Raw genomic sequence first — 26,710 nt, 5'->3', positions numbered from 1 at the left:
GTCATTCCGACCTTCGCCGGAATGACGCGCATGAGCGCTTAATGCACCTTGCCCAACCCATCATCCCGACGCGGATCGCTCGCCGCATCCAGCTTGTTGGTGCGCCGGTCCCAGATCACCACGTTCATGAAACCCCATGGGTTGCGCTCCTTGAAGGTGTAGCCCATCTGCGTCAGCGCGTTCGTGGTCGCTGCATCGAAAACACCGGGCTCGACCATCACGACATCCGGCATGAATTGATGATGGAAGCGCTTCGTCGCAACGATCTGATGCGCATCGCCGCCATCGATAAAGGCGAGGATGCCTTCAAGCACCTGCGTGATGATGGTGGAGCCACCGGGCGAACCGATCACCGCCGTGCGATCCGGGCCGATCACGATGCTCGGCGACATCGACGACAGCATGCGCTTGCCGGGCTCCGGCGCATTGGCCTTGCTTCCCAGCAAGCCGTATACGTTGGGCTTGTTCGGCACCAGCGCGAAATCATCCATCTCGTCGTTGAGCAGCACACCGGTGCCCTTGGCGACGAAGGTGGAGCCAAGCAGGTAGTTCACGGTGGAAGTGATCGCGACCATGTTGCCATCGGCATCGATGATCGAGAAATGCGTGGTGTGCATGCCTGGATCCTGGCTACCCGACGGCGCCAACATCGATGAGGGCGTGGCCTTGTCCGGCAGGATGCTCTGGCGCAGACCATCGGCGTAATACGGCGACAGCAGCATGTTGAGCGGCATCTTCACGAAATCCGGATCGCCCAGGTAATCGTTGTGATCGCGGAAGGCGCGGCGCATCGCTTCAATCACCAGGTGGGCGCGATGCGCTTGATCCAGCTTGGCGAGATCGAAGCCGGAGAGAATGTTGAGGATCTCCGCGATCGCCACGCCGCCGGACGACGGCGGCGGTGCGGTGATGATCTTGTAGCCGCGGTAGTCGACGGTGATCGGCGTGCGCTCCTTCACCCGGTAGGTGGCCAGGTCCTTCAGCGTCCAATTGCCGCCTGCCGCATGCACGGCATCGATCAGCTTTTGCGCGGTTGCGCCGCTGTAGAACCCGGCATCGCCGTAGTTCGCCAACTGTTCCAACGTATGCGCCTGATCAGGATCCCGCCAGATCTCGCCAGCCGCCGGCACCTTGCCGCCCGGGAGGAATTTCGCGGCGGAAGCGGGCCAGCGCTCGAGGTTTTGCTGTTCTTCCTTCATCGCACCAAGCAGGCGATCGTCTGGCTTGAAGCCATCGCGCGCGGTGCGGATGGCCGGCGCCAGCGATGCGGACAGCGGCAGCTTGCCGTAGTGCGTGGCCAGCCACACCAGGCCGGCTGGCTCGCCCGGAATGCCGGCCGACAGCGGTCCCTTCAGCGCGGTGTCGCGATTGGGCGTGCCGTCCGGGTTGAGGTAATCCTTCGGATTGACCGCCGCCGGTGCCGTTTCGCGCGCGTCGATGAACACCGTGCGCTTGCTGGAGGCGATATACATGGTGGCCATGAAGCCACCGCCGATGCCGGAGCTTTCCGGTTCCACGACCGACAGCGTGGACGCCACCGCGATCGCCGCATCGAACGCATTGCCGCCCTTGGCCAGCACTTCAAAGCCTGCTTCGGTAGCCAGCTTGTTGGCACTGGCGATGCCGGCATGGCCGGGACGTTCCGCCAACGGTGCCGCGCGAGTGGATGGGGTGGACTGGTCGGCGGCACATGCGCCGCTCGTCCCCAATAGAAAACCTAGCAGCAGCACATGCCAACGCAACGCGAGCTTCATCCCTTGGTCTCCATCAGATGTTTGTATTTGTCTTCGAGCTGCTCGCGCGACTCGGCATGCGCGGGATCGATGATGATGCATTCCACCGGGCACACGACCACGCATTGCGGCTCATCGTGATGGCCGACGCATTCGGTGCACAACGCGGGATCGATGACGTAGAACTCCTCGCCAAGCGAAATCGCCTTGTTAGGGCAGGCGGGTTCGCAGACGTCGCAGTTGACGCAGGTATCGAGGATCTTGAGGGACATGCCGGGTTATTTTACATGGGCCGGCGGGAGCTTGAGCGGCGCAGCGGAGATAGCACTGCAAGCTGGGGTGCACACCCCAACATCTCAATGCTTGGGCGCAGGCGGCGCGGGCTGGGGGTGCGCCCCAGTCCGCGCCGCCAGGGCATTACATTTCGATGTAGCGAATCGTCGCGTTGGTCGGCTTCAGCACGTCTTCCACGCGCTGCTCGTCAGCCTTGTCGCCGATCACGACCACGATCACGCCCTTGAAGGAACCGGCCTTGGCATCCTTGAAAGCGGTGGTCACCACATCGGCCGTCTTGGCCGAATCCGGACCGCCGATTGCCAGCAGGTTACCCGGCAGCACGCCGCGAGCCACGATGTCCTGGATGTTGCTGAGCTGGCGATCGCGTGCATCCTTGGCTTCGTCGGTATCGCCGGCCGGCACGATGTAGGCGTACGGCTGCGGCGCGGTCATGCCCTGCATGTTCTTCTGCACGATCTGGCCGAGGTAGGCGCCCCACGCCTTGGTGTCGTTCGGATCGGTGGGCTTGGGCACCTGGGCCGGCTGCTGCTGTGCCTGCTGCTGGCCGTTGTCCTGCTGGTTGTTGCATGCGGACAGTGCCAGGCAGCCAGTCAATGCAAGGGCGCTGGCGATGAGAGTGAGTTTACGCATAGTTGTCCCCTTCGGTTTCGGGTTGCTTTTTTTGCCAGCGCTGCCGCATGGCCTGTTGGACTGCGGGATGCACGAAACCGGAAATATCGCCGCCGAGGCGGCCGATTTCGCGTACCAGTGAGGAAGAAATGAAGCTGTACTGCTCGGCCGGTGTCAAGAATAGCGTCTCGGCCTGCGGAATAAGATGGCGGTTCATGCTCGCCAGCTGGAATTCGTATTCGAAATCCGACACGGCACGCAAACCGCGAATGATGACTCCGGCGCCAAGTTCGCTGACCAACTGGGCCAGCAGGCAATCGAAGCCGCGCACTTCCACGTTCGGCAGATCCGCCAGCGCCAGGCGCGCCAGCGTGATGCGCTCCTGCAGCGAGAAGCCGGGCCCCTTGTTCGAGCTTTCGGCCACCGCCACCACGATACGTTCGAACAGGGGCGCTGCGCGCGCGACGAGATCCGCATGGCCGTTGGTAATCGGGTCGAAGGTGCCCGGATAGACGGCGAGACGCTTGTTGACCGACGGCAGGTTCACTTAGAAGGCAGGGCGGGCAGGGAAAGCATTAGCTTAGCGGAACGCCTTGCGAGCGGCGATAGAGCGCGTAGTGCACATCGCCGGCACGTCCTTCCCGATGCTGCACCCAGTTCGGGGGCAATGACAGCACGTGGCCGCGCGGCGATTCGACATAAATCTGCGCGGCCTCCGCCAGCCAGCCGCCCTGCTCCAGTTGCTGCGCCAGCGGCGTCCACAGCTGCAATGCGAACGGCGGATCGAGAAACGCCAACCCGAACGCCCGTGGTGTGCCGCGCAGGAAATGCATGGCGTCCACCGCCGCCACGTTCGCGCCTTCCGTCTTCAACCGGGCAAGGTTGCCACGCAGCGCTTCGGCCACGGCGCGCTCCGGCTCCACGAACTGCACGGCGGCCGCACCACGCGAGAGCGCCTCGATGCCGAGCGCGCCGGTGCCCGCGCACAGATCCAGCGCCCGCACGCCCGCAAGGGTTGGCGCCAGCCAGTTGAACAGGGTTTCGCGCACACGCTCCGGCGTCGGCCGCAAGCCTGGAAGATCGGGCACGTTCAGGCGCGAATTGCGTAGATTGCCGCCGATGATGCGGATTCGACCAGGCGCGGCCTTCATGCGCGGGCGCCCTCAGCGGACAGTACGGGTCGGGGTGTTAGCATGGAATGCTCTAACCGATTTTGCGTGGGTGTCACCGGCCCTGTCTGTTCGCAGATCACAGGGCCATCGACGAAGGCAGACTGGTTGTCTGTCGGGACGATGGACCGAAGAGATGCGAACAGACAGGGCCGGCCCGAAGGGTAATGCCCGGAAGGCCCGCATGCTGCGCCGCGCGGCTTGACAAGGCAACCAGCCTTCCCTGCGCCGCGCAGCACAACCTGCGGGCCTTCTGGGCATCATGCCACCCACGCAAAATCGGTTAGAGCATCCCCACCATATTGTCTTTGAAGCACGCCTCTCATGCTCAAGTTCTGGAAAAAGAAGGCCGCCGACCAGGGGGCCGGGGAAAACGAGGATGTGATCCCGCAGGCGCCCGCCGAAGAAGTGCAGGCATCCGAGCCGGTAACACCCGTGGCGGAAATCGCCCTCCCCGTCGAACCGGGGGCCGAAGCGGCACCGGCCAGGCGCAGCTGGCGCGAACGCCTGTCAGGCAGCACCTTTGCGCGCGGACTCTCCTCGCTGTTCTCCCGCAATCCCAAGCTGGACGACAGCCTGCTGGACGAACTGGAAACCACGCTGATCACTGCCGACGTGGGTATCGAAGCCAGCACCTCGCTGGTGGAAAACCTGCGCAAGCGCATGCACAAGCGCGAGTTCGCCGACGCCAACGCCCTGCTGCAGGCGCTGCGCCAAGAACTGGTTGCGCTGCTCAAGCCGGTGCAGAAGCCGCTGGAAGTCGCCGGTCGCAAACCGTTCGTGGTGCTGATCGTCGGCATCAACGGCGCGGGCAAGACCACCACGATCGGCAAACTGGCCCGCCGCTGGCGCGATGAGCAACACCAGGTATTGCTCGCCGCCGGCGATACCTTCCGCGCCGCCGCGGTGGAGCAGCTCAAGACCTGGGGCGAACGCAACCAGGTGCCGGTAATTTCGCAGGGCCAGGACGCCGACGCCGCCAGTGTCATCTTCGATGCCTTGCAAGCGGCGCGGTCGCGCAACGCCGACGTGCTCATCGCCGACACCGCCGGTCGCCTGCACACGCAAGGCGGCTTGATGGACGAACTGGGCAAGATCGCCCGCGTGCTCAAGAAGCTCGATACCGATGCGCCACACGAAGTATTGATGGTGATCGACGGCACCACCGGCCAGAACGCCGTCAACCAGGTGCGCCAGTTCCGTCAGATCGTGGGTGTGACGGGCTTGGTGGTGACCAAGCTCGACGGCACGGCCAAGGGCGGCGTGGTGTTCGCGCTGGCGCGTGAATTCGGCTTGCCGATCCGTTTTGTCGGCCTGGGCGAAACCGCCACGGACCTGCGCGTGTTCGATGCGGATGCCTACGTCGACGGCTTGCTGCCCGCAGAATTTGCTCGAGCCTAGGATGCTCCCGCGCCCACTGCGATGGCTGCTGATTACCCTCGCCAGCATCGCCGGCGGCATCATGCTGGTGGTGCTGGTGGCGCTGTATCTGCTGCTGCAGCCCGATCGATTCACCGCGATGCTCCAACGGCAGGCGCACGAAGTCGGCCTGCAGCTCACCCTGTCCAGCCCGGCCAGCCCCACGCTGTTTCCGCGTCCTGCCCTGCAACTGGAAGGCATCACGCTTACGGCAAGCGGCGCCGGCCCCAACGCCATGCCGATTCTGCTTGCCGCCAATGGCCGGTTGGTGCTGCCATGGCGCACCGTGTTCGGCCGCGAAGTAGTGATCTCGCGCATGCAGATCAATTCACCCCGCGTCGATCTCGATGCGTTGCAAGCGTGGCTGATGAACCTGCCGCCGCAATCGGCGACGGTGCCGGAAGAAATCCCGCGCATCGCCACCGGCGTACGCATTCGCAACGGCAGCGTGGTGCAGAACAACAGCGAATGGTTGAGCGATGTATCGCTCGACACCGGCCGCCTCGCGCCCGGGCAGGCCTTCTGGATCAATCTATCCGCCAAGGAAACCGACGGCACGCCGCTGCGATGGCAACTCTCCAGTGTGCCGAACATTGCCGACGGCGCACTGAAACTCGATTCCATCAACATCCAGGTCGCCGACAACAGCGCCACTACCTTGCACCTGGCCGGCCACGCCTACTGGACAGGTTCATCGAATGCATCCATGCAACTGCAAGGCAAATTTCATCTCGCCGAACAAGGCGACTACGATGCTGCCGTGATGCTTGCGCCGCCTGCGCACGGCAAACCCTTGCTGCTGCATCTGACATTGCTTGGCACCGGCAACCATATCGACCTCGAACTGCCGCCGCTCGCGCTTGCGCAATGGTGGAACCAGCTGGCCAGTTCGCAGGAGCCCAAATTGTCCACGCCGCCCGGCAACGGGCAGGTCGACATGGCCACGCTCGATGTTGGCAACATGCACATCGAAGGGCTGAGCGTGCAAACCGGCGATGCCGTCCCCGTCGCGGCGGAAAGCACCGCGCCGCCCGCCGCCACCATTCCCGTAGAGCCACGACCGCAGTGACTCCCTTCGCATCCGCCCTGCTCGCCTGGTTTGATCGCCACGGCCGCCACGACCTGCCCTGGCAACACCCGCGCGATGCCTATCGCGTATGGCTGTCGGAAATCATGCTGCAGCAAACGCAGGTGGTCACGGTCATCCCTTATTTTCAGCGCTTCGTAACGCAACTGCCCACCTTGCACGATCTCGCCGCAGCGGACGAAGACACGGTGCTCGCGTTGTGGTCTGGCCTTGGCTACTACCGTCGCGCTCGCTTTCTGCATCGTGCTGCGCAAGTGTGCGCGGAACAGCACGGTGGCGAACTGCCACGCGATTTCGACGAGCTGGCAGCGCTGCCCGGCATCGGCCGCTCCACCGCCGGCGCCATCCTGGCGCAGGCTTATGGGCTGCGTTTCCCTATCCTCGATGGCAACGTGAAACGCGTGCTTACGCGCTATCACGGCATCGCGGGACATCCGAGTGAGCGTGAGGTCGAGAAACAGCTCTGGCAGCACGCCGACACGCACACGCCGGGCGAGCGCACAGCCGACTACACGCAGGCGATCATGGACCTGGGCGCAACCGTCTGCGTGCGCACGCGTCCGCTGTGCGCCATGTGCCCCATGCGAAGCGATTGCATCGCCCATCGCGACCATCTCACCGCACAACTTCCCACACCCAAACCGGGCAAGACCATCCCCACCCGCAGCACGACCATGTTGATCCTGCGCAATGCCGATGGCCGCGTGCTATTGCAGCGGCGTGGTGCGCAAGGCGTGTGGTCCGGCCTGTGGAGCCTGCCGGAAGCCGACGGCACCGACGACGCCTGGCGCGAGGCGCAACGTCATGCACGCATCGACGACGCACAACCACTCATGCCCTTCGTGCACGTCTTCAGCCACTATCGCCTGCGGATCCAGCCGCTGCTGTTCGACGGTGCGACAGCCGCGCACGCCATCGCCGATAATGCCGACCTGCGCTGGTGCACCGTCAGCGAGCTATCAGCACTCGGGCTGCCCGCGCCAGTGCGTTCGTTGCTGATGGCATTGCCCGAATCCACTGTGTCGTAAAACCAAATAGAGATATTCCGATGAGTCGTACCGTTCATTGCGCCAAACTCGGCATGGATGCCGAAGGCCTGGATTTCGCCCCCTGGCCCGGTCCGCTCGGCCAACGCATTTTTGCCGAGATCTCCAAACCGGCCTGGCAGCAGTGGCTGGCGCACCAGACCATGCTGATCAACGAATACCGCCTCAATCCGCTCGATCCCAAGTCCCGCCAGTTCCTGGGCGGCGAAATGGAGAAATTCCTGTTCGGCGGCGAGGCCAAAACACCCGAAGGCTATAAACCACCCGAAGCAGAGTCTTGACGTATCTCGCCCCTTTCGGTTTAATGAGCGGCTTCCATGCGACGCATGGTGACCCTCTGGCCGGGTAGCTCAGTTGGTAGAGCAGGGGATTGAAAATCCCCGTGTCGGCGGTTCGATTCCGTCCCCGGCCACCATATGTTTCAAGCATTTAAGTCTCTAGTACCTTACAGTCCTCGTGTCCGAGGTACAAAAAAGATACACCAACCAATCGCGGTGCACGGATGGCAACGCTAATAAAGACCCCACACGGCTCGTGGAAAGCGGTCGTTCGCAAACAAGGTTGGCCCACCGTCTGCAAGACCTTTCGCACAAAGCGCGACGCTGAGGATTGGTCTCGCCGTCTCGAAGACGAAATGGTGCGCGGTGTCTACATCCAGCGAACGCAAAGCGCTCGCATGCTGTTCACCGACGCTCTTGATCGCTATCTCGCCGAGATCACGCCCACCAAGAAACTGTCCACGCAACGCCCCGAGCGCGTGAAGGCAGAGACGCTTCGCCTGTTCTTCGGGCGCTACGCCATGTCGTCGATCAACATCGAGTTGGCCAACAAGTATCGAGACCGTCGAATCGCAGAAGGCAAAAAGCCCAACACGGTCAGACTCGAACTAGCCCTCGCAAGTCATCTCTTCAATACAGCCATGCGTGAATGGCGAATCGGCCTGCCGCAAAACCCATTCGCCGGCATGCGCAAACCCAGTGTTGGCCCAGGCCGCGATAGGCGCCTTTCACTTGACGAGGAGCAAAAGCTCCGAAGTAAGGTCGCATCTCATTCAAATCCCATGATGAGATGGATCTTTGAGATCGCCATTGAAACATGTATGCGCGTATCCGAAATAACTGGACTCACGCCATCGCACGTGGATTTGAATCGGCGAATCGTGCGCCTCGGCGACACCAAGAACGGCGAAGCGCGAACGGTTCCGCTCACCCAGCACGCCAAGGCGATGTTTGCGGTAGCCATTGCAAACCCTGCGCGCCCCCGCGACTGCAACCTCATTTTCGCCGGGGAGCCTGGCCGCGACGGCATCCGGCGGCCCTATCAGTTCAACAAGATCTGGTCACGAATCAAGGCATCGCTAGGCATCAAGGACCTGCGCTTTCATGACCTGCGTCATGAGGCAGTCAGTCGGCTCGTCGAAGCGGGACTAAGCGATCAAGAGGTGTCCGCCATAAGCGGCCACAAGACCATGCAAATGCTAAAACGGTACACGCATTTGCGTGCTGAGGACCTCGTAGAGAAGCTCGACCGAGTTCCGAACAACACCGGAACTGCCTGAAAAAGCTGTCATCGCTTCCCCACACCAGCGCTACAAAATGGCGACAATCCGCTTCAATTTGCGAACACTACGAAGACTCGGTGACTACAAAAAGCAGACACTTTTCGCAAACAAAGCGACTTTAAGAAAAACAAGCGTAATCGAGCGATACGTAGGAAAACGCCGCGCATCGAATTGAACTGCTTAGTGACAAACGCCTAGTCTGGCGTCGTTGTCACTAAGGAGTAATGCAATGCAATTTGACGCAACGGAGCGTAATGATCAAAACACATACACCGATGATTTCTACCAGCAATACGAAGACTCACGCCTGCTCACCATCGAGGAGCTAGCGGGAATTCTGCGTCGCAAGCCGCAAGGACTTAAAGTCACCCTCCGGCTCGACAACGAGCTTTCTCGCAAGCTAGCCCCCGCAAAGATACGTATTGGCCGGCGCGTGCTCTACCGGGCATCGGTCGTCGCCAAATACCTGTCCGACCTTTCGCGCCAGGACGCGTAACCGTGATGCGGCAACGCACGGTCGACAAAGCAACTCGGCCTTTCGCGTTGAAACAAACCACTAACGCAGGCATCGCACTTAGGAAAGTGCCGTTGACCTATTGCCGCGTGACGCATCGCCATCACGTGGGTGCGTAGTGAATCTTGCGCGTTCCATCGAGCACAGCGCGACTCTCCGCCCGGCAACTGGCCAGACCGAAGCTCCCACCCAGCGCGCACTCACACCAACCGCCCCCGGTGAGAAGGCACCCGAGCACAACGATGGGCCACCGAACAAGAAACGGCCTCGCGCGGAACACCTCATAAAAACCGGCAGCCGAATCGCCAGCGAGCGGCCTGGCGACGATGACAAGGGCTACATGCACTCCATCATGTGCCAGGTCGGCCTTCCGCGCTCCAAGGTTGACGGCATATCGTTTGAGCGGAGCTCGGGCGGTGCGGCCTTACTGGTAGAGGCTGGCAAATTGTGGGACGGCAGGAAATTCGTGCAACAGCCCATTCCTTATGGCGCGACGCCACGTCTGATCCTAGCCTGGATGAACACCTATGCCGTCCGATTCAATTCACCCGAAATTCCGATCGGCGACAGCGCAAGCGAATTTATGCGCATGCTAGGCCACAAGAGCGTCAATGGTGGCCTTCGAGGCTCCTACACGACGTTCCGAAAGCAGGTGCAAGCGCTATCCGCATGCCGCATGACACTGGGCTTCAACGCCGGCGGACGTGCACACACGTACGAAGGCACACCCATCAAGCACTTCGAAGCATGGATTGCATCAGAAGACCAGCCACAGCGCTTGCTATGGCCCGGATCGGTGACGTTCTCTCAAGACTACTATCAAACGCTCAAAGAGCACGCGGTGCCGCTGGACCTGCGCGCATTTATGTCTCTCAAGGGATCAGCACTAGATCTCGATGTCTACACATGGCTTGCGCAGCGCTTGCACCGCATTGAGGGCCGACCGCGCATCCTGCACTGGGCGAACATGCGCGATCAATTTGGCCAGGAATACACCGGCGTCGAAGCAGATAAGAATTTCAAAAAGAAATTCCTACCTTCGCTTCAACGTGTGTTGACGGTGTATCCAGAGGCGAAGGTCAAGAAGGTTACTGGCGGCATAATGCTACAGGCATCTCCACCGCCAATTCCGTACAAGTAACTTTGCTTGGCGAGTCTACGTAGCTGCTATGGATCGAAAACAAACCTTATCGCGAGATTCGTCCAATAAGATCGATTGCATGCTGGATGCCGTATGCCCGTAGAAGCCCGGTGTTGACCTCAACATATGCACCAGTCTTTTCGCCGTCCGCGTCAAATACGGGTTCGCGCTCAGTTCTGAATCCTGAAATGACCCCGGCAATTCGCACTCCTTGCGTGGTGCCAAGCGGAAGGAACACGACCGGTCCGCCCGATAGCCCCTGGCTGGACATCGCGTCCACGTATAGGACTCGCGGATCTCCAAGACCTAGATTACAGGCGGCGCCGCGCTTGACCAGTGGCAAGGGATATCCATTATGGAGCACTGCTCCGGACTCCTCGTACATCAGGTGCGGAAAACCTAGCATGTAGACATCTTGACCCAGGACCATGCCATCCGTCGTCAACTCTACTGGTAGATCCGGCGGGCAGAGCGACTGCTGGAGCCGTAACACCGCAATGTCGACATTACTCCTGCAGAATGCAATTGCCGTGTAAGAGAGGCTTTCCCATCGACCTTCACGGAACACCTGAACTTTTTGGTTGGGTAATGTCTCGTCGAACAGGTGCTTCGCAGTTACCAGGTAAGACAGACCTTCGGCATCGATTGTAAATGCCGTGCCGTATTTTCCCGCCTTTATAAAAAAAATGCGGTAGAGAATGTTGGCTTGGATGGGGATCATCGGTGCGTCACCAATCGGCAGCATCATCGGAATGTGTTGGAAGGCTAATCGGACTGCTGGTTCGAACGCCAACCAAATTTCCCCATCGCGGTTCGTCCGCTATGGGAGGACACCGAACACCTGAGTTAAGCTCGCGCCGCGAAGCGGCCTCGGCTTGAATGAAAGAATTGTTAGCTGACTGGTTCTAGCCACATGTTCGCCATGCGTTCGCCTGAGAGCCAACGTTCATTCGTGGCTCCTACACGACGTTCCGAAAGCAAGTCCAGGCACTACGGCATGTCGCATGACACTGGGCTTCAACGCCGGCGGACGCGCGCGCACGTACGAGGGAACACCCAATAATTCCTAACTCCGTTACGTAACTGCAAAGCTCAAATTCCACTCGTGTCCGGCCGAACAATTACCCAGAAAGTGAACGCTGTCAGCGCTCCAAAGATCGCACCCAAGAACAAGAAGCTTGGATTCCATGCAAACCAACCAAACACAACCTCGGCGACGCCGGCCCCAACCACAAGACCGACCAGTGTGTAGATCCATCCACTCGTCCAATGTCGTTTAACCAATAGCAGGTGCGCAGGCACGCCTAGCACCACCATTGCTGGGTAGGTCACCATCGCCGACATCTTGAGCACCCAAACTCCTTCCCAAGGGTTCCCAAACAACGAAACGAAAGCCACCAGCAGTCCTGGAGCTAGTGGCGCCAACAGAAATGCTGCTACCTGCCGTGGACGAAATTTCAATTTAGCGACTGCACGCATTCATCATTCCTGAGCCGCAACCAGTAGTGGTGATCGGGGATGATTGCGTCTGGTTCCCGGGTGTCTGCTGTTGCCAGACATTATCGATGTCATTCCTGATGGAATTGGGAGCGCCTGGCCCTTGCAACCACGCAGTGCCTTCGCCCCACGTTTGAATAGACGTGCTGCCATCACTCGATTGCGTGGCCTCACGAACTACGATGCCTGATGCTAGTGCGTGGCCTGGTTCTGTGACATTGACGACGACCGGTTGCCCATCCTTTTGGTTGGTGGTCGTGAACGACTTCACCGGACTGATCGCGGATACGGGCAACGAGATACCGCCAACCCCAGGAGTCGCGTCATTGGGAGTGCCTTGAGGAGTGGCAGGCTGCGGGTAACCAGGGGTTGGGTGCTGGACCAGATAGTTCTGATCTTGTGCTTTGCTCATTCCAGGCGTGGGCGCTGGGACACTGTAAAAATGATAGTTATGAGACGAGCTTGTGAAATCTTTAAAGCCCGGTTGGGTTGCGAATGACACTCTGTAAACGGCTGTAAAGCACGTCGTGGTCCCATTAGAGCTGGCGCAATCTCTGCCGTCTGGATCAATGTTGTTGATGGGGTTGTCGTGGACATAGGCGTAGCGACTGAAGCTGAAGGAGTCGCCCGCTTTCGGCCTCTTGGGATCGACACTTAAAAACTGCCCAGTGGCCGGATCGTAGTAGCGCCCTTGCATGTAACTCAGGTTGGTTTCGGGATCGTTTACATGTCCCGCGTAACCAGGCCCATTGGACGGCGTCCCCATCGCGATGGTGCCGTATGGTGTGTAGTCAAAGGTCTTGGTGATGTTGCCGTTCGCATCCGCTTCCGCCAAAGGTGTTCCCTGCGGATCGGTATAGACGTAAGTGACTGTGCCGCCCTGCTGCGCGCGGGCCATGCCGCTCAGCAATACTACCAATGCGCAAGAAGCGCAGGCCATCGCTCTACCGGTCTTCATTCCGTTGCCCCTGACCAACATGCGCTCGCGCCGGTGAGCGCCTCCCGCACCGATAAGAACAACAACGTGAGAGCACGTCAAGATGCTGTCACGAAGCTCTCCGATTTATATGTGCATCATTCGTTCACACTTGAACTATAGGACCATGACAGAGGCGAATCATGTGTACCCCCTTGCCGAATGGATCCCCGAGAGGAGCTTCCCCAGAGCACAGCCGATTACCCCTAAAACTGATCGGTGATCCGTGATTGGCGGCAAACCAGGCCGGATTCCCTGCATGCCGAATCGGACCCCCCAACCTGTGCGCAGGTCAGTGGATATTGCTAGTTATCCACGCCGAATCGGACCCCCCGAATCGTGCCGAATCAGACCCCCTATGGTTGGATTTCATGCCGAATCAGACCCCCAAAGCATGCCGAATCGCCCCCCCTAAACCGATAGGTTTTTGCCCTTATCTTTTGCCTTTATATAAATCCTGTAGTTGGCACGCTCACACCTGTGGATAAGTCGCGTTTTCTCATCCGCAACCGCCGTCCGCCTACCCTCCCCCATCCCTGGGGTCGCCCCGGCCGCAAGCGGCCGGCCTTTGCGCGGGCGTCCTGCCCGCGCTAGTCCACGCTCCATACATTCCCCTCTGCAAGCTTTCAGAACACCAAAGAAAATGGTGAGTGCGCATCCATGCGCACAACGGCCTACGTCCAAAAGCATCGCGGCATGAGGTCATGCAGCGTGGCCGATCTATGCGGCCCAGCCGGCGCAAAACCGCGCCGACTGACCTCGCGCCGCAAGCGGCGCGACCCTGCGGGCGCCAAGACCCGGACAAATCACCCGAAGCATTGCCGATGAAGCCGGCAACGCTTCGGGCTCAGCCGGGTTCGTGTGCGAATCGGCCAGATAGATCCCTGGAGCTTGGACCGAAAAAGCGGTTTTGCGGGAGGGAAGGCGGCAGGGGTGATAGCTCGCGCACCGTCCATAGGGCTCGTGTAAGCTGCAGGAACATATTCAGGGGAAAAGTCAGCTCCGTCTAAGATGCCCCGCAGAACGGCATCTATGAGGGGAACAATATGGATGAGCAGGGGGTACATGGACGCGCAGGTTGCAGCGCTTCTTCTACTGAGCTGCACTATTAGTTTGTAGTGCACCACATGCGCAGCCGCAAGACGCAGTTGCCTATGTGCATACCGATCCGAATGGCACGCCATTGGCCGTGGCAGATGCGCAAACAGCTTGACATCCGGGTCGCTTCTGCGGCTAAAAACGACGCAATTCACGTATCAAGTGTGGTTACTGCTCACGCAGAAACACAAGGGGGATACAATGGATTTCTTCAAGGCACTTTTTGAGCTGCTCGGAAGCTCGCGGCGATGGGTTTTTGCCATATTCATTGCAAGTGCTGGTTTTCTTACGCCGTCCCTGATCAACAGGTTCGGCCCCGATCCTAAGTGGGACATTCACTGGTGTGTAGTTGGCCTCTTGTTCCTAACTGGCGGCTTCTTGATAACTATTGTGTTAGAGCAAGTACTCGCGTGGCTTAGCGTCTTAGCCAAAAAGATCCGCATCGCTTCTTACAACATTACACTCCTGTCAGAACTAGAAGAGGCGATCCTGTATGGTCTTGGGCATAACCACGCAACGAGTGGCTACGACATTGACGACATGCATGGGACCACGGAGTTAACCAAATTAGAAATGGTCCATGCCGTTGAGAAATTGAGGAAACGTGGCCTTGTCGCATCGTATCGCGGCTACCCGACGCACATTTACTTGACTTCCAAAGGCAGGCCACCATAGAAATCGGAACCGGCTCCAGCTCGGGTGGCGGTGGAGTTATCAACAACATCGAGCGCGCATTTGCATCTGCAGCGAGCCTTTCATTTGACGCATCGCAAGCAGTAATCGACCTTACCGGCACCGATTACAACGTAGGCTCGACTGGAAATATCGCCGTCACGCTATACGACGCTAACGGCGCGGTTGTTGCATCACAAGCCTTTCCCTGGACACGCTCTGGCAATACGGCCGTATTCAGTAACCCGGCATCGGTGAACGCTTGGGCAGCTCAGTATCCAAGCGCCGTAACGGCGAACCTTGGTACATCTGCCGGCGCGCTCCCAGGCGATGGTATATCCCACACCCTGGCCGTGACCGCTTACTACCAGGGAACAAAGCAGGCTTCGGCAGTTGGGAGCTATCCAGCGCTGTGTACGAATCCTCGGACACATCTCGTTAGCCCTTGTGCGCAATGATCCTCGTTGCAAGCCGGCCCCCACTTTGAGGGCTCGGCTTTACTTCCGAAAACCCCGGGGGAGCCACTTGCATACATCAAGGATGCTTTCAGTCCTATTCGCGTGTTGCTCGCTGTTAGTTGCTTCTTGCACCTTTACTACAAAAGGCGTGCCATCCAACCTGGCGGCTTATGAGTCAGCCATGAAATCCCAGCGCGTTCCGTGGGAATCATCCTACTCGGCATTTGTCGATCATTTGCCCGGGATTACCGTAACCGGAAGCGCTACGCATCTTCCCGGCAGCCTTACCTCGCCAACGCCAGTCATGACAATGGTAGATGTGCCTGCAGCACAATTCGGCCCCCAGCTATCCATTGAGCAGGCACCGGCGTGCGCCATAACCGCTCACGAAGCTAGCGCATCACAAGCACTCATTGATGAACTTTTTGCGTCCATCAACCCCACCTATGACGTCAAAGCAATCACCATTCACACCGTCTTCGTGCCGGAGCAAGAAGGGGTAGCTAAGAAAGTTTTTGCTATCCGCACCGGCAACAAAGTTGACGTGCGATTCTATTTTCATTGCAGCAGTTCGCCTGAGAGGGATCTGTATCTTGCTTTGCTTCGGTCTACCCATGAGGTCACACACCTCTTGCTGCACTTGGAGCATCGGGACGTAGGCGCACTAGCCGATGATATAAAGAACGAGCAGGTAGCCGATGGCGCGCCGGCATGCTTGTTCCAACTGAGGCCGTCCACTGTCGCGGAGGCACGTTTAAAAGCGGCCATCGCTCCCAACGACTACTTTGGGAAATCATGGGAGCTGAAAGACCATCAGGATGATCCATCCATTTGGTGCGATGCGTGGCGAGCCAGCGTTGGAAGCCAAGCGAAAACAGCGACTGGACGATGACACAGACGCGTTTCCTCCATTAAGACACAAACAACGGGTCTTTCTGGAGCTGAATTCGAAGGATCAAGCCAACAAGCGGACCAAAGTCATCGTTGAGTGCCGTGGCGCAAATGAGGACGCTCAGCTCGGAGAGCTTTCGCTCGAATAGCAGGCGGCGACAATGCTTGCGGAAGGCCACTGCCCTTCGATCTGCCAATGGTCCCCAAGCTATCAAATTCAACTGGCCTGCAAATCGCAGATCTGTGTGCCCGCCCGATGGGCATCAGGTCGATTCGTCCAGAGCAGCAAAACCGCGCATTGAGATCATCGCCGGCAAGATTCGAAGAGACGCGCACGGTAGAGCAGAGGGATGGGGCGTCAAAGTCTCCCCTTAAAAGCGAAAGGCCCCAAACCGAAGTTTGAGGCCTAGCGCCGACCGGAAATTTCCAGTCCGACTTGAAGTAAGTTTATCAGCGATCACATCCTGTTTTCACCACCACATGATGACCAGACTGTCGGACGCCAGCGCCTGCTCAACCGCGTCGGAATTCCCGACCGCACATATGCATTGAAATTCGCTTGCACCACAGCATGAACACTCCCCTACTCGGCTAATGTTTTCTTCACCGCCGATTGATTGCTTGTAACCAAAACTCCAAGCACTCACAGGCAGCGAGGGTAAAGTCCGTGAAGAAGATCGCTTCATTGACCATGGTGTTGGCGCTCGGCTGTGCCGGCATGGCCATGGCGCAAGACGAGCATGCTGCGCTGACTCAACATGAGATCGAGGCGCAGTTGACACAGCAAGGCTACACGGACGTGCACGATGTCGATTTCAAAGATGGCGTGTGGACGGCGCGCGCCCGCAGTGGCGACGGCTCACGCGTAAAGCTGCGGGTGGATCCGCTCACGGGCAAGGCTTATCCGAACAAGCAAGTGTCCAGCCTGAATGAAACGGATGTGCGAGCCATGCTTTCCTCGGAAGGGTATACGCATGTGCATGACGTCGATTTCAATCATGGCATTTGGACGGCCAAGGCGAAGAACAACGCCGGCGTAAAGGTGACCTTGCAAATCGACGCGCAATCGGGACGCATCATCGGCACCAACTAAAGCGCAAGAGCCGTCATGGTGCTGGCCGTACAAACAAAATGCACGACCAGCCAACACGTATTAGAGCGACGTCGAGAGATTCGTCACCCAATCCGGCAATACGCCGATAAGGGCTGCTTCGAGATGACGATCGGTTCCCGTGATGATCAACACACCGACCAGCACGATCAGTACGCCGAGCACTCGCTTGCCGCGCGTCCCGGCCTGCATCAACTTGCCGCGCCAACGCGCCATCAGGCTCTGCGCGAATAGCGCCAGGATCAGCAATACCGTCGCGATGCCGAGCGCGAACGCCGCCATCACCAAGGCAACCTGTCCAAGATCCTTACCCTGCGCCGCAAGCAAAGTGGCCGCGCCCAGGGTTGGCCCCACGCACGGGCTCCACACCAGGCCAAGCAGCACGCCAATACCCGCTTGCCCGGCCAGGCCAAACTGCTCCAGCCGCGCCTGGCGCTCACCCGCCCAGTTGGCGAGCGGACCCGCCGCACGCTCGAACCACAGCTGCATGCGCGGAACCACCAGTACCACGCCTACGAGCAACAGCAAGACGGCGCTCCACAGGCGAATCGTTTCCGGACTCAAGCCCGCCGATGCACCGAAGGCGGCGATGACGAAACCGGTGAGCGTGAACGACACTACCAAACCCAGCGCCAGCGCCAGCGGTCCCCAGCGATGGCGTTGCGCCGCGCTGCCGAGCACGATGGGGATCAGCGGCAGGACGCACGGTGAAAGGATGGTCAATGCACCGGCGGCGTAGGCAACGGCCGGACTGAGGCTGCCGCTCATGTGCGCGCCCCTGCACGGACAAAACACTCAGGTCTATGGGTCAACATGGTCAACTCCTTGTGAAATCTCCTTGCATCTTTCGTCGAAAAGTCGCGCGAGGTTACGTGTAACCCCCCGGCGTTTCGCAGCGAATACTCCGTGTCACCACAGCAAGAAGGATCTGTCCATGTCCCTTTTCCGCAAGCTTTCCCTCGCCCTGGTGCTTGGCCTGATCGCCGCCACGCCGCTGATGGCGCAGCCCATCCAGCCATTCACCACCGCCGCGTTGAAGGCAGCGCAAGCCGCGGGCAAATCCGTCCTGGTGGATGCCTATGCAAGCTGGTGCCCCACCTGCCGCAAACAGGCGCCCACCATCGATGCGCTCGCCAAGGATCCTGCCTTCGACAAGCTGGTCATCCTGCGCCTGGATTACGACAAGCAGACCGAGGAAAAGCGTGCGCTGGGCATTGTCCAGCAGAGTACCTTGATCGCCTTCCATGGTGACAAGGAAACGGACCGGCAGGTGGGCATTACGAATCCAGACCAGATCAAGAAACTCGCCCAATCGGCGTTGCAGTAAATACCTTTAGCACTGCCTTTTTTTGAAGCAAGCCATCGGCTCGCATGGGCCGATGGCTTTATGCTGTGTCGCTTACGGCAGAGGGCGAATCATGATCAAACGATGCTGCGTCATGACTGCGTTGATGCTCGTGTTCTCCGACTGCACCTCTGCGCCTTCCGATCACGCCCACGCATGGGTGACCTACACATGCAGTGATGGGCAGGCCGTACAAGCCAGCTATCCGGACAGCAACACCGCCATCATCAAGCTTAAGGGCGAAACGCATACCTTGCACGTTGCTCTTTCCGGCAGCGGCGCCCGCTATGCCGGCGAAGGCTGGCAATGGTGGACCAAGGGGATGCACGACGGCATGTTGGCGCCACTGGCCTCCGGCGAAAGTATTGCCAGTGCGCCCGGCACCGCCTGCCACGCGGAGTGACTTTACACGTTCCTAACGGGCGACAGCACCACTCACAAAAACATCACACCTCGCCATCGTAGTGACGCATGGCAATCATCCTTCCGTCATCCGCGTGCGCGATGCTTTCACCATCGGATTGGGAGAATATCCCGATGGTTTCGCAGTATGTTTTTCCTTCCAGCCGTGGCTTGTTTCGTATCGTCAAGCATGGCCACCGCTGGCGTTCGTTGGTCGAGGCAAAAGAAGTGGCCCGGCATGATTCCGCCGAGGCGGCGCTGGATGCGTTGCTCGAAGCTTGGCCGCAGGCGCGCCTGCCGCAAACGCTCAGTCAATGGCGCTATGTCGCCGAGGCGGCCTATCTACCGCACGCGCGCCTGGCGCGCGCCACCAATGGCATCCGGGTCAGTGGCATGGATCCCTCGCAGCCGCGCGTGCGCCGTGCGCGTCGCGTGTGGAACCGGCCCAGTCGTGACGTGACTGATCATGGATGATCGGTCACGGCCTTCACCCGCCCCTTCTGAGCCGTCATTCCCGCGAAAGCGCACCGCAGTCCGGGGAAATTTTTCGCCGTTCTTGCGGGAAAGCTAAAACGACGTCATTCCAGCGAAAGCTGGAATCCAGCGACTTGAAAATCTGCAAAGGCACTGGATTCCAGCTTTCGCTGGAATGACGAGCTGATGGCACTGAATTTCCATGGGAAATTTTCGATGCCGGGTGCTATGCCCGCGCATTTCTGAAGAACTTCATTTCCCCCCGGACAGCAATGCGCGAAAGCGGGAATCTATTTTGCTCTGGGGGGCAAAGACGAAGATGGATTCGCGCTTTCGCGGGAATGACCGCCTACGAAAATAAGCATCGCGCATAACGCTCATTCCTTGGCGTTGATCACTTCCAGAAAATCGCGCCCGTAGCGCTTGAGCTTCGCCTCACCCACGCCGCTGATCGAAGCAAGTTCGTCTTCGTTCTCCGGCATCGCACGCAACATTGCCAACAGCGTGGCATCGTGAAAGATCACATACGCCGGCACACCATGCTGCTTGGCCAGGCGCGAGCGCAGGCCGCGCAACGCGTCCCACATCGGCTGCTCGTAGGCTTCTATGCCCAGGCTCGCGCCGGTCACCAACTGGCTGTCACGACGGCGTGATGCGCGCCGCGCGGGGCGCGTTTCCTCGCGCATATGAATCGATTGGTTGCCGACCAGCACGTCGCGACTTGCCGCCGTAAGACGCAGGGTTCCAAAACCTTCCGCATCCGCCACCAACAAGCGGGCGGCGAGCAATTGGCGAAACACCGAACGCCATTGCTTTTCATCCATATCGGCACCGATGCCGAACGTGCTGAGGCGATCATGGCCCAGCTGGCTCATACGTTCGCTGTCGATACCGCGCAGAATGTCGATCACGTGTCCCGCGCCAAAGCGCTGACCGCTGCGATATACCGCCGACAGCGCTTTCTGCGCAGGCACCGTGGCGTCCCATGTCTTGGGCGGATTAAGGCAGTTGTCGCAATTGCCGCAGGGACCCTCGAATGTTTCGCCGAACGCCGCCAGCAGCAATTGGCGGCGGCAGGGCGTGGCTTCGGCATAGCAAAGCAAGGAATCCAGTTTGGAGCGCTCGATGCGCTTGCGCTCATCACCCGATTCGGACTGCGCGATCATCTGGCTCATCGTGACGACGTCGGAGAGGCCATAGATCATCCACGCCTCCGCCGGCAGGCCATCACGCCCGCCGCGGCCGGTTTCCTGGTAATAGCCTTCCATGCTGCGCGGCAAATCCAGGTGCGCGACAAAACGCACGTCCGGTTTGTCGATGCCCATGCCGAACGCCACCGTGGCTACCATCACAATGCCGTCTTCGCGCAAAAAGCGCTGCTGGTTCGCCATGCGCGTCGCTGCATCGAGGCCGGCGTGGTAGGGCAACGCTTCGATACCCGCCTCGCTGAGCCACTCAGCGGTGTCATCCACCTTGCGGCGGCTCAAGCAGTAGACGATACCGGCGTCGCCGCGATGGCCATCCAGAAAACCCATCAGCTGGCTGCGCGGATTGTGGCGTTGCGTGACGGTGTAGCGGATGTTCGGCCGATCGAAGCTGGAAACGAACTGCCGCGCATCCTGCAGCGCCAGGCGCTCGACGATTTCCTCGCGCGTGCGCGGATCGGCGGTGGCGGTAAGCGCAACGCGCGGCACCTGCGGATAGCGCTGGTGCAGGAGGGTCAGCTCGCGGTATTCCGGCCGGAAATCGTGCCCCCATTGCGAAACGCAATGCGCCTCGTCGATGGCGAACAGCGCCACTTCCGTACGATCGAGCAGTTCGAGGAAACGCGGCGTAAGCAGGCGTTCCGGTGCTACGTACAGTAAATCCAGTTCGCTGGCCGACAGCTTGCGCTCCACCTCGCGTTGCTCAAACGCATCCAGGCTGGAATTGAGATAGGCCGCCGACACGCCTGCTTCGCGCAGCGCATCCACCTGGTCGTGCATCAGCGCGATCAGCGGCGACACCACGATACCGGTACCTTGCCGCAATAGCGCGGGAATCTGATAGCACAGCGATTTCCCACCACCCGTAGGCATCAGCACCAGCGCATCGCCACCTTCGGCAACGTGCTCGACGATGGCCTGCTGGTGACCGCGAAAGTGTGCGTAACCGAAGACGCTTTGGAGAATTTCTAGGGGCGTGGCGGGCATGCTTTTGTTTTCTCCCTTTCCTAGGTGGGGGAAAGGGTCGGGGTAATGGGCTAGCGACAAGCTTATTTCGTTCGGGCCAAGCCTTCGAGCAATGATCCGCGTCAGTGGTGACCGTCCCGGGCAGTCCGTCGGAGCGAAAGGGATCAGGGCAAACCCCACAATTGCCGATCCACGTCCGCGTCCAGCCCGAAGCGCGACAGCGCCACGCGGCCATTCGTCACCTCCACGCCTTCCGCGCGCAGCAAGCGGCATTGCTCGCGAAAGCCGCGGCTGCCGGGCGGCATGGCGATCTGCCCACTGGAACGCAGCACGCGAAACCACGGCAGCGTCATGCCATCGGGCACTTCACCCAGCAGGCGCCCCACCAATCGGGCGCGCCCCGGCAGGCCGGCGCGCGCGGCGATGGCGCCATAGCTGGCGACGCGCCCGGGAGGAATGGCGGCAATGGCTTCGAAGACTTTCAAGTATTCCGGCTTCATAACAGTGCGCACTTTACGCAGATTTGATCCGCTTACCCGCAAGTCGTGGCAGAGTAGCAGCGAACCATCTCCCGTCAGGATCACCGCATGCATCACTTCGAAGCCGTGCGTTCGCTGATCAGCAGCCTGCATACCTTGCAGCGCAACGATCCGTACGTGATCAGCTTCGACCTGAGCCTGCCGGAGGGCCGCCATCAAGGCATCTACCTGGCCGAACTGGAAGACGAGGGCGGCCGCCGCTACCTGCGCATCTCCACCCCGATCGGTCCGCTGTCGGGTGCCGATCCCAAGCGTTGCCTGCGTTTCAATTGGCAACAGCGCGTAGGCTTTCTGGCGGTGGCGGACCTGGGCGGCTCGCCTTACCTGCACCTATGCGAGAACCGTCCGTACGAGCTGGTGAACGGGAAGGAGCTGATGCGCTTGATCAGCGAGCTGGGTGCGTTGGGAGATCAGCTGGAGCAGCTGATCGTGGAAAGCGGCGACAGCTTCTGATCGTAAGATTGGGACGAAATCCCCCACGATGCCGGCTCAGAGAAACTGCCGCGACACGTAGATAAGCCCATACGCGATCAGCGCGGTCACCGGCAGGGTAAGTATCCACGCCCATACCATGCGCTCCACTATCGACCAGCGGATGGCATTGAAGCGCTTGGCCGAACCCACGCCCATGATCGACGACGACACCACATGCGTGGTCGACACCGGCAGGCCGAACGCCGAGGCGCTCAAAATCACCAGCGCCGAACTGCCCTCGGCGGCAAAACCGTTGATGGGATGCAACTTCACCATCTTGTGGCCAAGCGTCTTGATGATGCGCCAGCCACCGCCGGCGGTACCGCCGGCCATGGTGAGCGCACACAGCGCCGCCACCCAATGCGGCACGGCAAAGCCGCCGGCGGTGGATTCATGGATACGCAGAAACGACAGCCACCCGGGCAGATGATCGAACCGCCCTGCCGCGGTAGCGCTGGCCAGGGCGAGGGCGATGATGCCCATGCTCTTCTGCGCGTCGTTCATGCCGTGCGCCAGGCCCATCGCGCTGGCCGACAGGATCTGCGCTTTGCCGAACAAGCTGTTGACGAACGGCGTGCGACCCAGATGGCGCAAGAACCCCTTGCGCGACGCGAACCATGCCAGCAGCGCGTACAGGCCGCCCATCAGTGCGAAACCCAGCAGGAAGCCCATCACCGGCGACACCACCATCGGCATCACCACCTTGGGCAGTACACCCTTGCCCTCCCACCAATGGGCGCCACCCTGTGCCCATATCACCGCCTGGAAATTACCGCCGGCCTCGGCGATCGCCGCACCGACTAGCGCACCGACCAGCGCATGGCTGGAGCTGGACGGCAGGCCCAGCCACCAGGTGATCAGGTTCCACACAATGGCCGCCAGCAGTGCGCAGATCAGCAGTTCCGAGCCCGCGTGCACCACCCCGGTATTGACGATGCCGGCCGCAATGGTGGCCGCCACCGCGGTGCCCCACATGGCACCAAGCATGTTGGTGATGGCGGCCAGCAGCACAGCCTGGCCCGGCGACAGCACCTTGGTCGCCACGACCGTGGCGATCGAATTGGCGGTGTCGTGAAAGCCATTGATGTAAGTGAAGATGAGCGCGACCAGCACGACCGCGATGACCAGGCCCAGACTCATGCGCACACTCCCGTCAGTGCGCGCCACGCATGAGATGAAACGTGCAAGGCGTGCTCCTCAGGAGTTTTTCAACACGATGGAATAGACGGTGTTGCCGACGTCGCGGCAGCGGTCGATGGCCTTCTCGATCAGCTCGAACAGATCCTTGGCCAGCATCGCGCGCATCGCGTCGTCGCTTTCCAGGTAAAGCGTGCGGTACGGCGCCAGCAGCATGCGGTCGCCCTCCGATTCCAGCGTCTGCATGCGGTCCTGCAGCTTCTTGACCGGGTCGATGCGCAGGCCGCGGCGCAGTTCGCCGATCATCTCCACCACCACGTCGGTAGAACGCGTCAATACCAAGGTGCGCTGGCTGAAATCCACGCCTCGCAGGCGGCTGGTGACGATGACGTAACGTTCGGCGAACTTCTCCACGCTTTTGGGGATTTTGTACAGCGCGCTATTGAGCGCCTCGATATCTTCGCGATCCAGCGCGGTGACGAAGGTATTCACCAGCTCTTCGCTGATCTGCGTGGCCAGCGCCTTCTCCCGCTTGCGGGCGGCGGCAAAGGCGGCCATGACCGGCGAGTGGTCGGCCAGGGACACCAGCTCATGCAGGGCCTTGGCGCTTTCGCGGGCCGCCTCGGCGCTCTGTTCCAGCAGCCCGTAGAACTTGTCGCCTTTACCGAAAATCGTCTGGAGTGAAAACATGCGGGAGTCTGCGCAGGAAAGGGCAATTATTTCGCGAATGTTACAGGAGCCCCCTGCCGCACCGCATCACCCGGGCTATCCCCTTGCTTCGAACTGAAGGGTTTCAATCGCCTCAGCTCCAGTACTCGTCATTCCGGCGAAGGCCCACCAGTGTCCGGCTCGGGTTTTGCAAAGCCAGCAAGATGTGGATATGACGCAATTTAGTGCTCTTCTATCGAGGGCAAGACTCAAAAATCGCCGTATCCCTTAGGGCCGTCCTTCCCGCGAAAGCGGGAATCCATTTTCAGGGATGCACCAGAGCAAAATGGATTCCCGCTTTCGCGGGAATGACGGCCGTATGGGTTGCCGCAGACATACATGGGACCACGCCAATTCCTTGCCGGACAGCAGTGGGCGAAGGCCGGATCCAGTGAAGTACGCCGTGCGAAGCACACAAAATCCTCATGTCGTGTGCTGCGCACTGCATTCCTGACTGGATTCCTCGCCCCTCATAGCCGAGCACATCCATGTGCCCTCCCCGCGTGCCGGCCTTCGCCGGAATGAGGAACGAAGATTTCTGGTCAGTGAAATCCCCTAAGGGAGCTATCCCGGGAGCGGCCCGGGTGCCTTACACTGGATGGCATGCCCGTACCTGATGCCCTGTCGCGATGCTGACCACAATCGCGCTCGTCCTTCTCCTCGCCCTTTGCAACGGTTTTTTCGCGCTGTCGGAAATGGCGCTGGTTGCCTCGCGCAAAAGCCGGCTCAAGCAGATGGCCCGCACCAGCCGCCGCGCCCAGGTCGCCCTGCGGCATGCCGAAGCACCGGAGCATTTTCTTTCCACCGTGCAGGTAGGCATCACCCTGGTGATGCTGATCACCGGTTCGGTCGCCGGCGATGCCATCGGCGCGCAGATCAGCGACATGCTGCATGACGGCAGCATCGCCTGGCTGGCACCTTACACGCGGATCATCGGCGTGGTGCTGGGCTTCATCGTGATCTCCTTCATCCAGATCGTGGTCGGCGAACTGGTACCCAAGCGCCTGGCTCTCTCCGCACCGGAAAAGGTATCGAGCATCGTCGGCATGCCGATGCTGGTGCTGTCGCGCGCCACGGCGCCGTTTGTATGGTTGCTCAATCGTTCGAGCGGCCTGCTGCTGCAACTGCTGCGTGTGAAGAAACACGGCGACAACGCCGCCACCGAAGAAGAGATCCGCTTGCTGGTGGCCGAAAGCACCGAACAGGGCGTGCTCGACGTCGACGAGCAGGCCATGGTCAATCGCGTGCTGCGCCTGGGCGATCGCACGGTGGACAGCGTGATGACGCCGCGCATGCGCATCGCCTGGCTCGATATCAACGCGCCGCTGGAAGAGAACCTGGAAGTGTTGCGGGAAACATCCTTCTCGCGCTATCCGGTCTATCGCGGCGATGAAAGCGACATCGTCGGCGTGATGGAAGTAAAGAGCCTGCTCGGCGGACTCGCCAAGGGCAAGCTGGACTTGTTCCGCACACTCGCCAAGCCGCTCTATGTGCCCGGCACGGCGCGTGCGCTCGATCTGCTGGAAGAATTCCGCGACGCAGAAACGCCAATGGCGCTGGTGGTGGACGAATACGGCGACATTGACGGTGTGGTCACTCTCAACGACCTGCTCGCCGCGGTCGTCGGCGCCAGCCAGCTCGGCCATGGCAGCGGTGAAGAACACTCGCCGATCGTGCAGCGTGCAGACGGCAGCTGGCTGATCGATGGCGCGCTTTCCACCGACGATCTGCGCGAACTGCTGCACCTGGATCATCTGCCCGGCGAAGACGAACACGACTTCCGCACCGTTGCCGGCATGGTGATGGCGGCGCTGGGCCATATTCCGCAGGTGGGCGAAGTGTTCGCGTGGCGCGGCATTCGCTTTGAAGTGGTGGACCTGGACGGCGCGCGTATCGACAAATTGCTGGTGACGCCGGCGCCGCAGATTCAGCTGGCGGATGACGAGCAGTGACATGCCTTACCCCCTCTCTCCTTTGGGGAGAGGGTTGGGCTGAGGGGCGAATCTGGCGAAGTACTTCATTTCGCCAATGCGCCCATGGCCGTCATTCCCGCGAAAGCGGGAATCCATTTTCAACGTTGCATCAGAGCAAAACGTTGCATCAGAGCAAGATGGATTCCCGCTTTCGCCCACTGCTGTCCGGGGAAAATAATTCGGCCCTGGCGGGAGGCGTTGCAAGGCC

28 protein-coding genes and 1 tRNA gene are annotated in these 26,710 nt (G+C 60.2%); 16 read left to right on the top strand and 13 right to left on the bottom strand.

Annotated elements, in window-relative coordinates:
• Nucleotides 1–38 precede the first annotated feature (38 nt).
• The 5 genes from ggt to rsmD all read right to left on the bottom strand — a co-directional run bounded on the left by ggt (nucleotide 39) and on the right by rsmD (nucleotide 3,790).
• Nucleotides 39–1,754, bottom strand: a complete 1,716-nt coding sequence (ggt, locus tag V7M64_RS16065) for a gamma-glutamyltransferase (protein WP_333680440.1) — start codon at nucleotides 1,752–1,754, stop codon at nucleotides 39–41.
• A complete protein-coding gene (locus V7M64_RS16060) occupies nucleotides 1,751–2,005 on the bottom strand; it encodes a YfhL family 4Fe-4S dicluster ferredoxin (protein ID WP_126686874.1) in 255 nt (84 codons plus the stop codon). Before V7M64_RS16060 ends, ggt begins: the two co-directional genes overlap by 4 nt.
• 145 nt (nucleotides 2,006–2,150) lie before the next feature.
• Nucleotides 2,151–2,660, bottom strand: coding sequence for a hypothetical protein (locus V7M64_RS16055; RefSeq protein ID WP_333680436.1), 510 nt, complete (start codon nucleotides 2,658–2,660; stop codon nucleotides 2,151–2,153).
• Nucleotides 2,653–3,180 carry a pantetheine-phosphate adenylyltransferase gene (gene coaD / locus V7M64_RS16050; protein ID WP_333680471.1) on the bottom strand — a complete coding sequence of 176 codons (528 nt, stop codon included), beginning with the start codon at nucleotides 3,178–3,180 and terminating at the stop codon, nucleotides 2,653–2,655. Before coaD ends, V7M64_RS16055 begins: the two co-directional genes overlap by 8 nt.
• A gap of 34 nt (nucleotides 3,181–3,214) precedes the next feature.
• Nucleotides 3,215–3,790, bottom strand: coding sequence for a 16S rRNA (guanine(966)-N(2))-methyltransferase RsmD (gene rsmD, locus V7M64_RS16045; protein WP_333680435.1), 576 nt, complete (start codon nucleotides 3,788–3,790; stop codon nucleotides 3,215–3,217).
• Between the two features lie 342 nt (nucleotides 3,791–4,132).
• Here rsmD and ftsY point away from each other — a divergent pair, with 342 nt between their 5' ends.
• The 8 genes from ftsY (at nucleotide 4,133) to V7M64_RS16005 (ending at nucleotide 10,576) form a co-directional block, all read left to right on the top strand.
• Nucleotides 4,133–5,209 (top strand): signal recognition particle-docking protein FtsY, encoded by a 1,077-nt coding sequence (ftsY, locus tag V7M64_RS16040; RefSeq protein ID WP_333680434.1) that lies wholly within the window; start codon nucleotides 4,133–4,135, stop codon nucleotides 5,207–5,209.
• Nucleotide 5,210: 1 nt separating this feature from the next.
• Nucleotides 5,211–6,296, top strand: a complete 1,086-nt coding sequence (locus V7M64_RS16035) for a membrane assembly protein AsmA (protein WP_333680433.1) — start codon at nucleotides 5,211–5,213, stop codon at nucleotides 6,294–6,296.
• A complete protein-coding gene (gene mutY, locus V7M64_RS16030; RefSeq protein ID WP_333680431.1) occupies nucleotides 6,293–7,342 on the top strand; it encodes an A/G-specific adenine glycosylase in 1,050 nt (349 codons plus the stop codon). Before V7M64_RS16035 ends, mutY begins: the two co-directional genes overlap by 4 nt.
• Before the next feature lie 20 nt (nucleotides 7,343–7,362).
• On the top strand, nucleotides 7,363–7,641 hold the full coding sequence (locus V7M64_RS16025; protein WP_333680429.1) for an oxidative damage protection protein: 279 nt from the start codon (nucleotides 7,363–7,365) through the stop codon (nucleotides 7,639–7,641).
• 58 nt (nucleotides 7,642–7,699) lie between these two features.
• Nucleotides 7,700–7,775, top strand: a tRNA-Phe gene (locus V7M64_RS16020).
• 261 nt (nucleotides 7,776–8,036) lie between these two features.
• Nucleotides 8,037–8,918: a site-specific integrase gene (locus V7M64_RS16015; protein WP_333680427.1), complete on the top strand. Its 882-nt coding sequence runs from the start codon at nucleotides 8,037–8,039 to the stop codon at nucleotides 8,916–8,918.
• 232 nt (nucleotides 8,919–9,150) lie between these two features.
• Entirely contained in the window at nucleotides 9,151–9,417 is a 267-nt protein-coding gene (locus tag V7M64_RS16010) for a DNA-binding protein (RefSeq protein WP_333680425.1), read from the top strand.
• A gap of 136 nt (nucleotides 9,418–9,553) precedes the next feature.
• Nucleotides 9,554–10,576, top strand: a complete 1,023-nt coding sequence (locus tag V7M64_RS16005; RefSeq protein WP_333680423.1) for a replication protein RepA — start codon at nucleotides 9,554–9,556, stop codon at nucleotides 10,574–10,576.
• Nucleotides 10,577–10,622: 46 nt separating this feature from the next.
• Here V7M64_RS16005 and V7M64_RS16000 read toward each other — a convergent pair whose 3' ends face one another.
• From V7M64_RS16000 to V7M64_RS15990, 3 genes are all read right to left on the bottom strand, one after another.
• On the bottom strand, nucleotides 10,623–11,369 hold the full coding sequence (locus V7M64_RS16000; RefSeq protein WP_333680421.1) for a serine protease: 747 nt from the start codon (nucleotides 11,367–11,369) through the stop codon (nucleotides 10,623–10,625).
• A gap of 299 nt (nucleotides 11,370–11,668) precedes the next feature.
• Entirely contained in the window at nucleotides 11,669–12,055 is a 387-nt protein-coding gene (locus V7M64_RS15995; protein WP_333680419.1) for a hypothetical protein, read from the bottom strand.
• On the bottom strand, nucleotides 12,039–13,031 hold the full coding sequence (locus tag V7M64_RS15990; protein ID WP_333680418.1) for an RHS repeat-associated core domain-containing protein: 993 nt from the start codon (nucleotides 13,029–13,031) through the stop codon (nucleotides 12,039–12,041). Before V7M64_RS15990 ends, V7M64_RS15995 begins: the two co-directional genes overlap by 17 nt.
• Nucleotides 13,032–14,348: 1,317 nt before the next feature.
• On the opposite strand from V7M64_RS15990, the gene V7M64_RS15985 reads away from it, so the two are divergent.
• The 3 genes from V7M64_RS15985 (at nucleotide 14,349) to V7M64_RS15975 (ending at nucleotide 17,261) form a co-directional block, all read left to right on the top strand.
• Nucleotides 14,349–14,822, top strand: a complete 474-nt coding sequence (locus tag V7M64_RS15985) for a hypothetical protein (protein ID WP_333680417.1) — start codon at nucleotides 14,349–14,351, stop codon at nucleotides 14,820–14,822.
• A 636-nt stretch (nucleotides 14,823–15,458) separates the two neighbouring features.
• A complete protein-coding gene (locus tag V7M64_RS15980; protein ID WP_333680415.1) occupies nucleotides 15,459–16,169 on the top strand; it encodes a hypothetical protein in 711 nt (236 codons plus the stop codon).
• Between the two features lie 666 nt (nucleotides 16,170–16,835).
• Nucleotides 16,836–17,261, top strand: a complete 426-nt coding sequence (locus tag V7M64_RS15975) for a PepSY domain-containing protein (protein WP_333680413.1) — start codon at nucleotides 16,836–16,838, stop codon at nucleotides 17,259–17,261.
• Nucleotides 17,262–17,321: 60 nt separating this feature from the next.
• Here the strand turns inward: V7M64_RS15975 and V7M64_RS15970 are convergent, their stop codons facing one another.
• Nucleotides 17,322–18,047 carry a cytochrome c biogenesis CcdA family protein gene (locus V7M64_RS15970; protein WP_333680411.1) on the bottom strand — a complete coding sequence of 242 codons (726 nt, stop codon included), beginning with the start codon at nucleotides 18,045–18,047 and terminating at the stop codon, nucleotides 17,322–17,324.
• Between the two features lie 166 nt (nucleotides 18,048–18,213).
• Between V7M64_RS15970 and V7M64_RS15965 the strand changes: the two genes are divergently transcribed.
• The 3 genes from V7M64_RS15965 (at nucleotide 18,214) to V7M64_RS15955 (ending at nucleotide 19,500) form a co-directional block, all read left to right on the top strand.
• The gene (locus tag V7M64_RS15965; RefSeq protein WP_333680409.1) at nucleotides 18,214–18,606 is read left to right on the top strand and encodes a thioredoxin family protein; all 393 of its coding nucleotides are present in this window, start codon (nucleotides 18,214–18,216) and stop codon (nucleotides 18,604–18,606) included.
• A gap of 112 nt (nucleotides 18,607–18,718) precedes the next feature.
• Complete coding sequence (locus V7M64_RS15960) at nucleotides 18,719–19,027, top strand: MliC family protein (protein WP_333680408.1); 309 nt, start codon at nucleotides 18,719–18,721, stop codon at nucleotides 19,025–19,027.
• 134 nt (nucleotides 19,028–19,161) lie between these two features.
• Nucleotides 19,162–19,500, top strand: coding sequence for a hypothetical protein (locus V7M64_RS15955; RefSeq protein ID WP_333680407.1), 339 nt, complete (start codon nucleotides 19,162–19,164; stop codon nucleotides 19,498–19,500).
• A gap of 377 nt (nucleotides 19,501–19,877) precedes the next feature.
• Here V7M64_RS15955 and recQ read toward each other — a convergent pair whose 3' ends face one another.
• Together recQ and V7M64_RS15945 are read right to left on the bottom strand one after the other, a co-directional pair.
• Nucleotides 19,878–21,692 (bottom strand): DNA helicase RecQ, encoded by a 1,815-nt coding sequence (recQ, locus tag V7M64_RS15950; RefSeq protein WP_333680405.1) that lies wholly within the window; start codon nucleotides 21,690–21,692, stop codon nucleotides 19,878–19,880.
• A 143-nt stretch (nucleotides 21,693–21,835) separates the two neighbouring features.
• On the bottom strand, nucleotides 21,836–22,171 hold the full coding sequence (locus tag V7M64_RS15945; protein WP_333680403.1) for an MGMT family protein: 336 nt from the start codon (nucleotides 22,169–22,171) through the stop codon (nucleotides 21,836–21,838).
• 87 nt (nucleotides 22,172–22,258) lie between these two features.
• Here V7M64_RS15945 and V7M64_RS15940 point away from each other — a divergent pair, with 87 nt between their 5' ends.
• Entirely contained in the window at nucleotides 22,259–22,663 is a 405-nt protein-coding gene (locus V7M64_RS15940) for a hypothetical protein (protein WP_333680402.1), read from the top strand.
• Nucleotides 22,664–22,699: 36 nt separating this feature from the next.
• Here the strand turns inward: V7M64_RS15940 and V7M64_RS15935 are convergent, their stop codons facing one another.
• Nucleotides 22,700–23,824 (bottom strand): inorganic phosphate transporter, encoded by a 1,125-nt coding sequence (locus tag V7M64_RS15935; protein WP_333680401.1) that lies wholly within the window; start codon nucleotides 23,822–23,824, stop codon nucleotides 22,700–22,702.
• Between the two features lie 57 nt (nucleotides 23,825–23,881).
• On the bottom strand, nucleotides 23,882–24,511 hold the full coding sequence (locus V7M64_RS15930; RefSeq protein ID WP_333680399.1) for a pit accessory protein: 630 nt from the start codon (nucleotides 24,509–24,511) through the stop codon (nucleotides 23,882–23,884).
• 647 nt (nucleotides 24,512–25,158) lie between these two features.
• On the opposite strand from V7M64_RS15930, the gene V7M64_RS15925 reads away from it, so the two are divergent.
• A complete protein-coding gene (locus tag V7M64_RS15925; RefSeq protein WP_333680397.1) occupies nucleotides 25,159–26,481 on the top strand; it encodes a hemolysin family protein in 1,323 nt (440 codons plus the stop codon).
• The last annotated feature ends 229 nt before the right edge of the window (nucleotides 26,482–26,710 follow it).

Origin of the sequence: Dyella sp. (assembly GCF_036746095.1) — a bacterium.
Classification (GTDB): Bacteria; Pseudomonadota; Gammaproteobacteria; order Xanthomonadales; family Rhodanobacteraceae; genus Dyella_B.
This window is presented reverse-complemented; position numbering and strand designations above follow the sequence as displayed.